Origin of the sequence: Rheinheimera sp. 1928-s (assembly GCF_029269265.1) — a bacterium.
Classification (GTDB): domain Bacteria; phylum Pseudomonadota; class Gammaproteobacteria; order Enterobacterales; family Alteromonadaceae; genus Pararheinheimera.
This window is the reverse complement of record NZ_JARIXP010000017.1, coordinates 1-12,409: the sequence shown is the minus strand read 5'-3', so window position 1 is coordinate 12,409 and position 12,409 is coordinate 1. Positions and strand designations below refer to the sequence as shown.

14 protein-coding genes and 4 tRNA genes are annotated in these 12,409 nt (G+C 48.4%); 16 read left to right on the top strand and 2 right to left on the bottom strand.

The genetic code is table 11. From position 1 onward, the window contains the following. Positions 1 to 29 precede the first annotated feature (29 nt). The 7 genes from P3C17_RS20955 to P3C17_RS20925 all read left to right on the top strand — a co-directional run bounded on the left by P3C17_RS20955 (position 30) and on the right by P3C17_RS20925 (position 5,994). Complete coding sequence (locus tag P3C17_RS20955; RefSeq protein WP_300931213.1) at positions 30 to 701, top strand: carboxylesterase; 672 nt, start codon at positions 30 to 32, stop codon at positions 699 to 701. A gap of 16 nt (positions 702 to 717) precedes the next feature. Next, positions 718 to 1,503: a DUF2914 domain-containing protein gene (locus P3C17_RS20950; protein ID WP_300931212.1), complete on the top strand. Its 786-nt coding sequence runs from the start codon at positions 718 to 720 to the stop codon at positions 1,501 to 1,503. An 82-nt stretch (positions 1,504 to 1,585) separates the two neighbouring features. Continuing rightward, positions 1,586 to 2,512, top strand: coding sequence for a hydroxymethylbilane synthase (gene hemC / locus P3C17_RS20945; protein ID WP_300931211.1), 927 nt, complete (start codon positions 1,586 to 1,588; stop codon positions 2,510 to 2,512). A gap of 5 nt (positions 2,513 to 2,517) precedes the next feature. Then, a complete protein-coding gene (locus tag P3C17_RS20940) occupies positions 2,518 to 3,288 on the top strand; it encodes a uroporphyrinogen-III synthase (protein WP_300931210.1) in 771 nt (256 codons plus the stop codon). After that, positions 3,281 to 4,405: a uroporphyrinogen-III C-methyltransferase gene (locus P3C17_RS20935; protein ID WP_300931209.1), complete on the top strand. Its 1,125-nt coding sequence runs from the start codon at positions 3,281 to 3,283 to the stop codon at positions 4,403 to 4,405. Before P3C17_RS20940 ends, P3C17_RS20935 begins: the two co-directional genes overlap by 8 nt. Beyond that, positions 4,402 to 5,484 carry a heme biosynthesis HemY N-terminal domain-containing protein gene (locus P3C17_RS20930; protein ID WP_300931208.1) on the top strand — a complete coding sequence of 361 codons (1,083 nt, stop codon included), beginning with the start codon at positions 4,402 to 4,404 and terminating at the stop codon, positions 5,482 to 5,484. Before P3C17_RS20935 ends, P3C17_RS20930 begins: the two co-directional genes overlap by 4 nt. Positions 5,485 to 5,487: 3 nt before the next feature. Then, on the top strand, positions 5,488 to 5,994 hold the full coding sequence (locus tag P3C17_RS20925) for a DNA-deoxyinosine glycosylase (protein WP_300931207.1): 507 nt from the start codon (positions 5,488 to 5,490) through the stop codon (positions 5,992 to 5,994). Here the strand turns inward: P3C17_RS20925 and P3C17_RS20920 are convergent. Further along, positions 5,986 to 6,324 (bottom strand): tRNA-binding protein, encoded by a 339-nt coding sequence (locus P3C17_RS20920; RefSeq protein WP_300931206.1) that lies wholly within the window; start codon positions 6,322 to 6,324, stop codon positions 5,986 to 5,988. The genes P3C17_RS20925 and P3C17_RS20920 overlap by 9 nt on opposite strands. Positions 6,325 to 6,720: 396 nt before the next feature. Between P3C17_RS20920 and P3C17_RS20915 the strand changes: the two genes are divergently transcribed. Further along, positions 6,721 to 8,109 carry a pre-peptidase C-terminal domain-containing protein gene (locus P3C17_RS20915; RefSeq protein ID WP_300931205.1) on the top strand — a complete coding sequence of 463 codons (1,389 nt, stop codon included), beginning with the start codon at positions 6,721 to 6,723 and terminating at the stop codon, positions 8,107 to 8,109. 96 nt (positions 8,110 to 8,205) lie between these two features. Here the strand turns inward: P3C17_RS20915 and P3C17_RS20910 are convergent, their stop codons facing one another. Continuing rightward, positions 8,206 to 8,625, bottom strand: a complete 420-nt coding sequence (locus tag P3C17_RS20910; protein WP_300931204.1) for a thioesterase family protein — start codon at positions 8,623 to 8,625, stop codon at positions 8,206 to 8,208. Positions 8,626 to 8,772: 147 nt separating this feature from the next. Between P3C17_RS20910 and murB the strand changes: the two genes are divergently transcribed. From murB to P3C17_RS20870, 8 genes are all read left to right on the top strand, one after another. Further along, on the top strand, positions 8,773 to 9,765 hold the full coding sequence (gene murB, locus P3C17_RS20905) for a UDP-N-acetylmuramate dehydrogenase (protein ID WP_300931203.1): 993 nt from the start codon (positions 8,773 to 8,775) through the stop codon (positions 9,763 to 9,765). Continuing rightward, positions 9,755 to 10,759, top strand: a complete 1,005-nt coding sequence (birA, locus tag P3C17_RS20900; protein ID WP_300931202.1) for a bifunctional biotin--[acetyl-CoA-carboxylase] ligase/biotin operon repressor BirA — start codon at positions 9,755 to 9,757, stop codon at positions 10,757 to 10,759. Before murB ends, birA begins: the two co-directional genes overlap by 11 nt. Beyond that, a complete protein-coding gene (locus tag P3C17_RS20895) occupies positions 10,759 to 11,454 on the top strand; it encodes a type III pantothenate kinase (RefSeq protein ID WP_300931201.1) in 696 nt (231 codons plus the stop codon). Before birA ends, P3C17_RS20895 begins: the two co-directional genes overlap by 1 nt. A gap of 106 nt (positions 11,455 to 11,560) precedes the next feature. Then, a tRNA-Thr gene (locus tag P3C17_RS20890) sits at positions 11,561 to 11,636 on the top strand. A 10-nt stretch (positions 11,637 to 11,646) separates the two neighbouring features. After that, positions 11,647 to 11,731 (top strand) — tRNA-Tyr (locus P3C17_RS20885). Positions 11,732 to 11,759: 28 nt separating this feature from the next. Beyond that, positions 11,760 to 11,834 (top strand) — tRNA-Gly (locus P3C17_RS20880). 13 nt (positions 11,835 to 11,847) lie between these two features. Next, positions 11,848 to 11,923, top strand: a tRNA-Thr gene (locus P3C17_RS20875). 77 nt (positions 11,924 to 12,000) lie between these two features. After that, positions 12,001 to 12,409 (top strand): GTP-binding protein (locus tag P3C17_RS20870; protein ID WP_300931200.1); only part of this gene is annotated, 409 nt, incomplete at its 3' end.

The following is a 12,409-nucleotide window of genomic DNA, read 5'->3' as shown; positions in this document are numbered from 1 at the left end:
CGGGCTGAATAAAGGAATAGAGAAATACAATGGCGTTACTTCCTTTTGTAGATGTAAAACCCGCAGGTCAGGCCGATGCCGCTGTGATCTGGTTGCATGGTTTAGGTGATTCGGGTGATGGTTTTGCCCCTATAGTGCCGGAATTACGTTTGCCAAAAAGCTCTGGCATCAGGTTTTTATTCCCTCACGCCCCTGTGCGCCCTATTACTATTAACGGCGGCATGCAAATGCGCGGTTGGTACGACATTAAAACCTGGGATTTAAACGACAGAGCAGACGAAACTGGTGTGCGTGAATCTGCGGCTGCAGTAACAGCCTTAATCGACAGACTGATAGAGCAGGGCATTGCGGCGAATCGCATTTTATTGGCAGGTTTTAGTCAGGGTGGCGTTATTGCGCTACATTTATTACCCCGCTTGCCTTATAAGCTGGCCGGTGTGATGGCACTTTCTACTTATATGGCTGTGCCAGGCAAGTTGAAAGAAGAAATGACCACCGCCAATAAAAGTACAGCTGTGCTGGTGAATCATGGTACTCATGATGAAGTGGTGCCCTACAGCGCAGGTCAAGCGGCTTTTAATGCGCTGAAATTTGCCGGCTTTAATGTCAATTGGGCTGAATACCGAATGGGTCATAGTGTGTGCCCACAACAGATTGCCGATATCAGCCGTTTTATTCAGCAGCAATTGCCAGCACTTTAAAAATGGAACAGTAAAAGTGACAACAGCAAAGGAAAAACTGGTCGTTCGGGTAAGCCTGGGCGCTGCAGCCTCGGCATCAGGTGATTTGCCTGAGGCGACCACAGAGCAACAGTGGCATTGGCGCCGTATTATCGGTGCGGCACTGACGCTTGGTGCTGCAACTCTGTTGTTGTATGGCTGGTTAAATCTGGATTCAGCCGATGTTGAGCTGACAGCTGTCGCTGCCACAGCTCCTGTTGTTGTTACCTCTGAATCTATTGACGCAGCGACTCCAGAGCTGGTGCTGGAAGCTGTGCCACAAAACCCTGAGCCAGAACCTGTACCGGTTAAAACTGAAGCTGCTGAAACAGTGGTCGCGGATAGTGCAACAAAACCAGCAGAAGTTGCTGTAGTGGAACATAGCATTGCAGCAGCACAACCCGTGGTCGCTGATACCGCAGTGGTTGAAGTGGAAACTGGTGCGCCCTTATTTATGGCCGATTCTGGAGTGTTAAGACTGGCCTTGCTGACCAATGAAACTCCTTCCGCTAAAGCCCGCAGTTTAGGTGGGCAGATTGACGCGGCTGCTGTGCCACAGCTGGCTTTGTATTCTGAAATCAAAGGTTTAAATGGCCAGAGTATTGAGCATTTATGGTATTACGAAGGCAAACTGATGACCCGGATTAAACTGCCGGTCAAACTGGATTACTGGCGTACCTACAGCAGAAAAGAATTCGATGCGAGTCAAAAAGGCGAATGGCGGGTTGAAATCCTTGATCCACAACAAAATCTGCTGTTTAGCCATCACTTTCACTACCATTAGCGACTATACTAGGCGGCATTTTCAGGCAGTCCAGCCTTTATCGTCATTTCGTTGCTGTTTTCCGCTGCTTTAAGGAGTACCTATGAACCTTGTCCGCATTGCCACCCGTAAAAGTGCTTTAGCTTTATGGCAAGCCAATTTTGTTAAAGCTGAACTGGAAGCCGCCCACCCGGGTTTACAGGTAGAGCTGGTACCTATGTCGACTCAGGGCGATAAAATTCTGGATACTCCTTTAGCCAAAATCGGCGGTAAAGGTTTGTTTGTCAAAGAGCTGGAAACCGCCATGCTGGAAGGCCGCGCTGATATTGCAGTGCACAGTATGAAAGATGTGCCTGTCGATTTTCCTGAAGGTTTGATGCTGCATACTATTTGCCAGCGTGAAGACCCACGTGATGCTTTTGTCTCCAATATCTATCAACAGCTGGCCGATTTACCCCAAGGGGCTGTAGTCGGAACCTCCAGTCTGCGCCGTCAGTGCCAAATCAAAGCCATGCGACCAGACTTACAGATCAAAGACTTACGTGGCAACGTGAACACTCGTCTGGCAAAATTGGACGCAGGTGAGTTTGATGCCATTATTCTGGCTTCGGCTGGTTTAATACGTTTAGGTTTTGAAGCTCGTATTGCCAGCTTCCTGGAAGTTGGCACCAGTTTACCGGCCAATGGTCAGGGCGCTGTAGGTATTGAATGCCGTAGTGATGATCTCGTGGTGCAACAACTGCTGGCTCCGTTGGAACATCAGGAAACCCGCATTTGTGTGTTGGCCGAACGGGCGATGAACCGCAAGCTGCAGGGCGGTTGTCAGGTACCTATTGGCGCTTTTGCTGTGCTTCAGCAGAATGAACTTTGGCTGCGTGGTTTGGTCGGACAGCTGGATGGTTCTGAAATTTTACGTTCAGACATCAAAGGGGACGCCACACAGGCTGAGCAGTTAGGGACTCAACTGGCTGAACAACTACTGGCATTAGGCGCGGATCGCATTTTAGATGCGGTCTACCGTCAGGCCTGATTGGCGTGACGACTCCACTGCTGGATCCACTAAGCCCGGTACTTATCACCAGACCAGCGGGCAAGGCGGATCAGTTGCTGGCCAGTTTAGATGAACTGGCCATTCCGTATTTATACCAACCCTTGATCACCACTCAATTAGTGCCGTTGAAACCCAAAGCAGGCACTATGCTGGAGCAGGCTGATCAGGTTATTTTTGTCAGCGTTAGTGCGGTTAGCTGCCTGCAGCAACAATATGATTGCAAGAAAATCACTGCACCTTTAATAGCTGTAGGCACCACGACTGCCACAGTGTTGGAAAAATGCAGTGGGCGCTCTGTTGTAGTCCCTGCGGATCAGCGCAGTGAAGGCTTGTTGGCTTTACCGCAACTGCAGGATGTAGCTGGTAAACGTATTGTCATAGTACGGGGGAACGCCGGCCGTGAGCTGATTAAAAAAGGTTTAATGGAACGGGGTGCCCATATTCAGTATGTGCAAAGTTATCGAAGAGTACCTTTGCTACTGGATGGACAAAGCTTGTCAGACCAGTGGCATCAGCAACACATTCGATGTATTGTGGTGACCAGCAACGAAATTTTACAGCTTATTTTTGAGTTATTGCCCAAAGAGCAACATAGCTGGTTACAGCAACAGTTATGGATAATGGTCAGCCCGCGGATGAAAGAAGCCGCACTAGAACTTGGGATCGACGGATCCCGTATTTATTTGTCAGCCAGTGCCAATGATCAGGCGTTACTGGAGGCTATTTGCCAGTTAAGAGGAACTTGTCATGACTGATACGCCGGTGGCTGTTACCGCCTCTGAATCGCCACTCCCAAATGAAACGGTTAAAAAAGAACCGATAAAAAATGAAATGCCAAAAAGTGAAAGCCCAAGGACTGCTAAAACGGGTCGTGCTGTCGCCTGGTTTTCTTTATTATTAAATATAGCGCTGGTTGGCGCTATAGCCGCTGCGGTCTGGTGGTTGTGGCCACAATGGACCACAGTGCAGCAACAACAGTTGCAACTTCAGCAGCTGCAACAGCAACAAACTGAACAAGGTAAGCTGCAGCTTCAGCAATTGACCGACCAGATGCAACAGCAACTGGCTTTGGTCGCGGATCAGCAAAAACAACAGCAAAGCCTGGATCTGCAGCAACAACAGACCTTAGTGCAGTTGCAACTTGAGAGCAAAAAACAATTAAGCAATGGCCGTACCTGGCAGTTGTGGCAAATTCAGCAGTTGTTGCAATTGGCCGGACAAAAAATCTGGTTAGAACAAGATATGCCGGCAGCATTACGTTTATTGCAAGGTGCCGAACAGCAATTGGCCTTACTGCAGGACAGCAGCATGCAGCCGTTGCGTCAGGCGATTCAAACTGATTTAGCTGAACTGCAAAAAAACACAGTGCCGGACTTAGCTAAAATTCAGTTGGCCTTAACCAGCTTACGTAAAACTGTGAACGATTTACCACTGCGCCAAAGTGAGCGGGTACTGGAAGAAACACCAGTTGTAGCTACTGCTGCAGATGCTGACTGGCAATCCACCCTGATCCAACACTGGAATTCGTTCTGGAGTTCATTGGTGCATGTGCGCCCGACTCAGCCAGAAGATTTGTCGGTGTTGACTGCGGGTCAACAACTGAGTTTACGTAATACTCTTCAACAGCAGCTATTACTGGCAGAGCTGGCCGCTATGAAATATCAGCCAGAGCTGTATCAGGCTGCATTGCAGCAGGCTATGGATACCTTACAGCGTTATTTTGCGGCTGTAGATCCACAAGTCAGTTCTGCATCTGAACAATTGGTACAACTGGCTGGTTTAGCTGTGGCTTTTCCTGCTCCTGCTGCACTGGAATCAACAGCTGTGCTTGATCAGGTGATGCGTCAAAGTATGGTGGAGAGTAGTCAATGATCCGTTTGCTGATAGTGGTTTTACTGCTGGCTGCTGCCATGTGGGTGGGGCCGTGGCTGACGCAGAATCCGGGTTACCTGATGCTGGTACTGGGTCCATGGACAGTGGAAATGACGCTGATAGGTTTTGCCATTGTTTTGCTGTTGAGCCTGAGTTTGTTGTGGCTGAGTTTACGCATTTTACGGCCTTTGTTAGGTTTTCGTAATTGGACCTTAAACCCCTTTCGTGGTCGTCAGCAACGCAAAGCCCGTTTAGCTTTTGAGCAAGCGGCTTTGGCTTTAGCGGCTGGCCGTTTTCAGGATGCTGAGCAGTATTTTGACCGCTCTGACGCTATGCCAGAATTCACTATGCTGCGCCAGAGTATGGCTTGTTATGCTGCGTTGCAGGCCGGACATGCGACCAAAGCTATGCAACTTGCTGAGCAACTGGATGCAACCCAGGCTCAGAGTTGTTATGTCAAAGCAGATTTATTGCTACGCCAGAATCAAGCTAAAGCCGCACTGGAGTTGTTGCAGCTTGCTATGCTGTTGCCTGCTGATGCACCTTTATTGGCACCTTTGTATTTCCAGGCGCTTTTAGCTGCAGGCCATAATATTGAAGTCTTCCATACAGTGCTTAAAGCCATAGAACAAAAGTGGTTTACTAAGGTGCAGTGGCAAGCGCAGCGTTATCAGATTTATCCGCAGGCTATTCGTAATCTGGCAGCGCAGGGCGTGTTTGACGAAAGCAGTGATTATTGGCTGGCCTTGCCGTCGAAAGAGCGTAAGTCGATGGCGGCTGTAGTGGGTCGGGTTTGGGCTAAAGTGAAAGCGGGTCAGGTAGAGCAAGCTGAAAAGCTGCTGGTTGATCACTTGGCTTATAGTGACTTGCCATTGGTATGGCCTGTGCTGAGACAAATTCCGTTAAAACGTCATGTGGTATTGCTGCGTAAACAACTGCAGCACTGGTTACGTGATCACAAAGAAGATGCAGTGCTTTATGCCACTTTGGCCTATTGTGCTGAGCAAGATGGTGAGCCTATGCAGGCTGAAATGGCCTGGCAAAAAGCGTTACAGTTTCAGCCTGGTTTAAAAATTTGATGTATGTCATCTGAACTATTAACAGGCCTGGCACCAGTCCTTGGTGCCAGGCCTCGAATCTTGTTGCTCGGCAGTATGCCAGGCGCAGCTTCTCTTCTCGAACAACGTTATTACGCCCATCCGCGCAATTTATTCTGGCCTTTTATGCAGCAGCTGTTTGGTATTCCGGTTGAGCTTGGCTATCAGGAGCGTTGTCAGTTACTTACAGGGCAAGGTATTGCCTTGTGGGATGTGATTGCACACTGCGAAAGAGCCGGCAGTCTGGATAGTGCCATTAAAAAAAGCAGCGTGATTTGCAACGCGATACCGCAATTGCTGGAAACAGAACCTGAAATTTTAAAGATTTGTTTTAATGGCGCAAAAGCAGCAGAAGAGTTTAAACGTCATTTGTTGCCACTGGTGAAACATCGTACTGATATAGATTATTTTCAGTTGCCATCCAGCAGCCCTGCTCACGCCAGTCAAAGCAAAGAGCAAAAGCTGGCGGTATGGGCTAAAGCCCTAAGCTAATTTGCTGCCATTCGATACTGCTTGTTCCGGCACTGCCAAAACCACGGCACCATCAGGCCGATAAAAGCCTGTGATCAGGCATTCAGAGCGAAAAGGGCCTATTTGTTTGGTCGGGAAGTTCACCACCCCAATCACTTGTTTGCCCAGCAACTGTTCTTTGCTGTACAAGGTTGTGATTTGAGCACTGGATTGTTTCACGCCGATGTCAGGGCCAAAGTCTACTTTGAGTTTGTAGGCGGGCTTTCGTGCCTCTGGAAAATCTGTCGCTTCAATCACAGTACCTACCCGAAGTTCAACCAGAGCAAACTGGTCCCAACTGATTAATTCCATCGTTATCACTCTTTTATTAAACAATCACTTAGCTTTGCACACCCCGGGCAGTGTTGTCATGAGTTTTGCGCCCAAGAGCCAACCCTGTGAAAGCAACTTAACAAGAGTATAAGATTTCGCCTTGACAGAAAAAGCAAATGCATAAATATTAAATGACATCGCTTATTTAATTTTGACTTTCTATGACTTCAATCCACGCTTGCTCAATCACATTTGCCCGGACAGCAGCTCCGGCGAATTTGCATGCGTGCTCCACTGATTACCACTTGTCCGAGTGGTTCGACGAATAAATATCCGCAATTAATCTGACCGAATTTTATATGCAGCTTTGCGGCTGCCTGTAAAACCATGGCCTTTGGCCGTTTTAAAATCATAAAAAGAAGCAGGAAAATAAAAATGAAAGCACCTCTCTTAGGCGTGTTGGCGTTGCTATTCAGCAGCCACAGCTTCGCCTGTTTGCAACAAGAAAGCGAAAACAATAATACCGAAAGCGCAGCCGATGGGGCTTTATGTAGTGGCACTGCAGTAGCCGCCAGCATAGGCAGTAGTTCGGATGTCGACTGGTATTATTTTGACACCACAGCAACCGGAGATATCAGCGTCAGTTTAAGTCATGGCTCTGGCAAAGACTTTGACTGGTTTTTGTATCGCAGCTCTGGCAGTTACATTATGTCGGGCCAAAGCAGTGCTAATCCGGAAAGCGGCACTTACACCGCATCTCCGGCAGGGCGGCATTACATCAAAGTGACCCGTTATAGTGGGACCGGCACTTATCAGCTGACTGCAAACTTTGTCGGTAGTACGGGCGGCGGTGGTGGTGAAAATCCTCCTCCAACAGGAGGCTGTAACTATGGAGCCCGCCCTTCAAAACCCAGCAATTTAACCAGCTATATCACAGGTTCTGCCACTGACACTTGTGTCACTTTATCCAACCCAGCCTTGTTGCTGATGGGCGGTGGCGCAGATGTGGACAATGCTTTTAGCTTAAGAGTAGGGCCACATATTCAGGGCGGAAATATCGTAGTGCTGCGCACTGCGGGTACCAATGCGTACAACAGCTACCTGCAGGGATTGACCAATGCCGCTTCTGTCGAAACTATTATTGTGGATACAGTGACCAAAGCCAATATGGATTATGTGGATTGGGCTATCCGCTCGGCTGAGTTTGTCTGGCTGGCTGGTGGTGATCAGTCGGCTTATTTGAATGCCTGGCAAGGTACCAAGGTGCAGGCTGCAATTCAGCATGTGTATGACAAAGGCGGTGTAGTTGGAGGTACTTCAGCTGGCGACCATGTGCTAAGTCAGCATATTTATGATCCGGATGGTGTAGCTGGTGCTATCAGCGCTGAAGCAGTGACAGATTTTTGCCATGCAACCATTAATATCAGTACAGGTTTCCTGAACTTCCCTGCGCTGCAAGGCGTGATCAACGATACCCACTTCCGTCAACGCGACCGGATGGGGCGTTCTATGGTATTTCAGGCCAAAGTGGGCGCTGCCAGCCGTGTAGTAGCTATTTCAGAAGCGACTTCGTTGTTTGTGAACAGTGCGGGTCAGGGCATAGTGGATGGCACCAATGAAGTCTATATCCTGAGATCGGATGCCCAAACTGTGTATGCTCAGACCAGCTGTGGTTTGCCTGTGAAGGTCAATAACCTGATGCGGTATAAACTGGTGAGCGGCGATCAGTACAACCTGATCAATAACACGACCTCTATAGTGCCAACCCGAATCAGTCTGGATGGCAGTAAAGCAAGCTTCTACACACCAACCAGTCCCTATTAGTCTGGATAGCAGTAAAGCAAGTTTCTATACATGCAGCAGCCCGTACTAACGGACTGGTTTGAGTAACTAAAGCCAAAGGATTGGCTTTATTCCGACTCAGGTATCGATTTGATTTGTCAGACGTGGCTCAAGACGATTTTTTAGATCCCCTTCAATCACCACAGCACGGCCGGTTTTTTTATCCAGACAGACAAAAGTAATATTGGCGTCAGCCACTAAAGTGTCTGAGCCTTCCAGCCAGATTTTCTGGTGAATGATGGAACTTTTGGTGTTGATAGCGCTGAATTCGGTATCAATACGCAGTTGCTGGCCCATGGTGGCCTGAGCTCTGTAGTTAATATTGATATTGACGATCACCCAGGCCAGACCCAGCTGTTCAAAATGTTCGATATCGCCATGTTGTTCCAGATAACCCCAGCGTGCTTCTTCCAGAAACTCTAAATAGCGGGCGTTATTGACGTGCTGGTAACCATCCAGGTGATAACCCCGGACTTTAATAAAAGTGTGATGTAACATAAAACTCTCTGGTTGGACCTGTTTGAGCCATAATGCCATAAATTTTGTGTGGGGTTAATGAGGTTTTTCCTGCACAAGACTGAGATTTTTTTGGTCTGCTGCGCTGGAACCAGTAGAATAAGCGCACTTTGGTTATTTGGTGCTTTTATGCGTCTGTTACAGCAGCTCTCTGCTAAACCCTATTCCACTTTTGCATTGGATACACGGCTTGCCGAATTGGTTGAGCTGGAGTCTTTGGCTGAATTAATGGCCTATCAGCCACAAGCCACACCTTTATTATTAGGTGAGGGCAGCAACAGCATTTTCCTGACCGATCAAAGTCAGACTGTTTTACGTTATTTAGCCAAAAACAGGACTGTGCTGTCAGAAGACGAGCAGCACGTGCAACTGCATATAGAAGCTGGAGATAACTGGCATCAACTGGTTAGTTGGACTGTTGCTCAAGGCTGGTGGGGGTTAGAAAACCTGTCGTTAATACCAGGTAGTGTAGGCGCAGCTCCGGTGCAAAATATTGGCGCTTATGGTGTCGAATTGGCTGATTGTTGTGATTATGTCGATTTTTTTCATTGGCAAAGCCGTGAAGTTCAGCGGTTAAGCAAAAGCGACTGTGTCTTTTCCTACCGTGATAGTATTTTCAAAACCACTCTTGCCAGTCAGGGCCTGATAGTGGCTGTGGGCCTGACGCTGAAAAAACAAGGCACGCCGAAATTAGGCTATAAAGGACTGGAGCATTTAAAGCCACAGAGTTCGGTTGCGGAAGTGGCGCAGACCGTTATCGCTGTGCGTCAATCCAAATTACCAGACCCGGCTGTATTGCCAAACTGTGGCAGCTTTTTTAAAAACCCCGTGGTCAGCCAGTCTGAATTTGAAGTGATTCAAAGTCGTTATTCTGCAATGCCGTTTTATCCACAAGCTAACGGTCAGGTCAAATTGGCGGCTGGTTGGCTGATTGAGCAAACGGGGTTAAAGGGTCAGCGTATTGGCGATGTCGGCTGTTATGAAAAACAAGCGCTGGTGCTGGTGAATTTTGGCCGGGGCACAGCCGCAGATTTACAACAGATGATTCGCTTAATACAGCAAAAGGTTGCAGCAGAGTTTGCTGTTCAGCTGGAACCTGAGGTGCGCTTACTTGGCCAGTGAACCACGCAAAACTTTACCTCATAGCCTGATAGTGCAGCGTCAACTGGTGCATTATCTGGCCGATGGCGCTTTATGTTCTGGTCAGTGGCTGGGGGAGCAGTTAGGTATTAGCCGCACTGCCGTCGCCAAACACTTAGAACAATTGCAGCACTATGGCCTGGATTTATACAAAATTAAAGGCAAAGGTTATCGGCTGGCGCAACCAGTGCAATTGCTTGATGCGGCGCTGATTAAACAGCTACAGCTGCAACAGGCACCCGTTTGGGTGCAATCTGTAACCGATTCCACCAACAGCCAGCTGATGCAAAAACTCAAAGACGGTGTAGTACCGGAAAAAGGTGCTGTGCTGGTGGCTGAAGCTCAAACCGCAGGCCGTGGCCGACGGGGTAAACAGTGGTTTTCGCCTTTTGGCTGCAATTTATATTTTTCAATGTACTGGCAACTTGAGCAAGGTATTCAGGCGGCTATGGGGCTAAGTTTAGTGGTAGGGCTTGCCGTCGCCAAAGTGCTGCAACAGCAATGGCAATTACCAGTGCGGTTAAAGTGGCCAAATGACTTATATATAGAGCACAAAAAACTCGGTGGCATTTTAGTTGAGCTGGCGGGTCAGACTCATGCCCAGTGTGATGTGGTGATAGGTTTGGGTTTAAATATCCGTATGCCGGATCAGACCGATAAAGCTGTAGACCAGCCCTGGGCTGATTTAACTTCGGCTTTGGGTCGGCCGATAGACCGTAATTTGCTGGTCGCTTTGTTGCAGCATCAGCTGGTGCTGGAATTGCAACAGTTTAGCCAGCAGGGCTTTGCGGCCTATGTGCAGGACTTTAATCAGCTCGACCAATTTGCCGGTGAGCAAGTGACTTTATCCAGTGGCAGTCAAACCATCACTGGTTTTTGTGCTGGAGTCGATGCCCAGGGTGGGCTGGTGCTGGATATCAATGGCCAGAAGCAAAGCTTTTATGGCGGTGAACTTAGCTTAAGAAAGGCGCAGTGATGGAATTATTACTGGATATAGGCAATAGCCGCAGCAAAGCCCGTTTACATGATGTCGGCACCCTTACGGAAATACAGCTGGAAAATATCAGTTCTGAGCAGTGGTTATCCATAAAAGCTGTGTACTGTGCCAGCGTGGCGGCGGACAGCCGTGTACTGGCAATACGTGATCAAATTCCTTCTGCTATTCCTTTTATGCAAATTCGCAGTGAAGCTCAGGCTTTTGGCGTGACCAACAGTTATCAGCAGCCGCATTTATTAGGGGTGGACCGCTGGTTGGCCTTAGTTGCTGCCGCAGAGTTATACCCTAATACAGATCTGTTAATAGCAGACGCCGGCACTGCTTTAACTATTGATTGGTTAAGCAGCACAGGAACACATCAGGGCGGCTGGATTTTAGCTGGGCAAAAACTGCAGCAAGAAGCTGTGTTAAGTAAAACCGCCAAAGTATTTTCAGCAGAGCTGGAAACGGAGCAGTTATCACCTGCAACCGACACTGCCACAGCTTTGTATCAGGGTGCTATTGCCGCTTTAGTGGGTGCTATTCGTCAGGCATGGGCAATGAAGCCAGCACAGCTGATTATTTTGACGGGTGGTGATGCATTACTTCTGCAAAAATACCTGACCGATCTGCCTGTTCGGCTCGAACCTCAATTGATCTTTCAGGGATTAGCCCGTTATATTCAGCCGAATTGACCGTTTTGTGTACTTATTGAGCATTCAGGCCGGAATTTATAAGTTTTTTTTTATTTCCTGTTGCGTGGGGTGGGGCATTCCACTAGAATTCGCACCCACTGACGTAGCCGCTTTAGCTCAGTTGGTAGAGCAACTGACTTGTAATCAGTAGGTCATCCGTTCGACTCGGATAAGCGGCACCATTGGTATAGTGGAGGGGTTCCCGAGTGGCCAAAGGGATCAGACTGTAAATCTGCCGGCACTGCCTTCGAAGGTTCGAATCCTTCCCCCTCCACCATTTTCAGTACAATAGCTACGAGTAGGCCGCGGGCATCGTATAATGGCTATTACCTCAGCCTTCCAAGCTGATGATGCGGGTTCGATTCCCGCTGCCCGCTCCAAACAGATCACGTTGCTGATATAGCTCAGGCGGTAGAGCGCATCCTTGGTAAGGATGAGGTCCCCAGTTCGATTCTGGGTATCAGCACCATCTTAAAAGCCTCTCTTGTTATACAATCAAAAAACACTTATTTCATACAACCACCGTTTGTTAAAAAGGGTCTATTTATGGCTAAGGCTAAATTCGAACGTAATAAACCGCACGTTAACGTAGGCACCATCGGTCACGTTGACCACGGTAAAACTACTTTAACTGCTGCTATCACTAACGTACTGGCCAAGCACTACGGTGGTCAGGCATTCGCTTTCGATCAAATCGACAAAGCGCCAGAAGAGAAAGCTCGTGGTATCACGATCAACACGTCTCACGTTGAATACGATACACCAACTCGTCACTACGCCCACGTAGACTGTCCAGGCCACGCTGACTATGTGAAGAACATGATCACTGGTGCTGCTCAGATGGACGGCGCAATTCTGGTTGTTGCTGCAACTGACGGCCCAATGCCACAGACGCGTGAGCACATCCTGTTATCTCGTCAGGTAGGTGTACCTTTCATCGTTGTATTCATGAACA

Excerpts from the sequence above, each read along its gene's own strand:
- P3C17_RS20920 (WP_300931206.1), bottom strand. The coding sequence starts at position 6,324 with ATGGAATTAATCAGTTGGGACCAGTTTGCTCTGGTTGAACTTCGGGTA.
- P3C17_RS20955 (WP_300931213.1), top strand. The coding sequence starts at position 30 with ATGGCGTTACTTCCTTTTGTAGATGTAAAACCCGCAGGTCAGGCCGAT.
- P3C17_RS20895 (WP_300931201.1), top strand. The coding sequence starts at position 10,759 with ATGGAATTATTACTGGATATAGGCAATAGCCGCAGCAAAGCCCGTTTA.
- P3C17_RS20910 (WP_300931204.1), bottom strand. The coding sequence starts at position 8,625 with ATGTTACATCACACTTTTATTAAAGTCCGGGGTTATCACCTGGATGGT.
- P3C17_RS20915 (WP_300931205.1), top strand. The coding sequence starts at position 6,721 with ATGAAAGCACCTCTCTTAGGCGTGTTGGCGTTGCTATTCAGCAGCCAC.
- P3C17_RS20925 (WP_300931207.1), top strand. The coding sequence starts at position 5,488 with ATGTCATCTGAACTATTAACAGGCCTGGCACCAGTCCTTGGTGCCAGG.
- P3C17_RS20935 (WP_300931209.1), top strand. The coding sequence starts at position 3,281 with ATGACTGATACGCCGGTGGCTGTTACCGCCTCTGAATCGCCACTCCCA.
- murB (WP_300931203.1), top strand. The coding sequence starts at position 8,773 with ATGCGTCTGTTACAGCAGCTCTCTGCTAAACCCTATTCCACTTTTGCA.
- hemC (WP_300931211.1), top strand. The coding sequence starts at position 1,586 with ATGAACCTTGTCCGCATTGCCACCCGTAAAAGTGCTTTAGCTTTATGG.
- P3C17_RS20930 (WP_300931208.1), top strand. The coding sequence starts at position 4,402 with ATGATCCGTTTGCTGATAGTGGTTTTACTGCTGGCTGCTGCCATGTGG.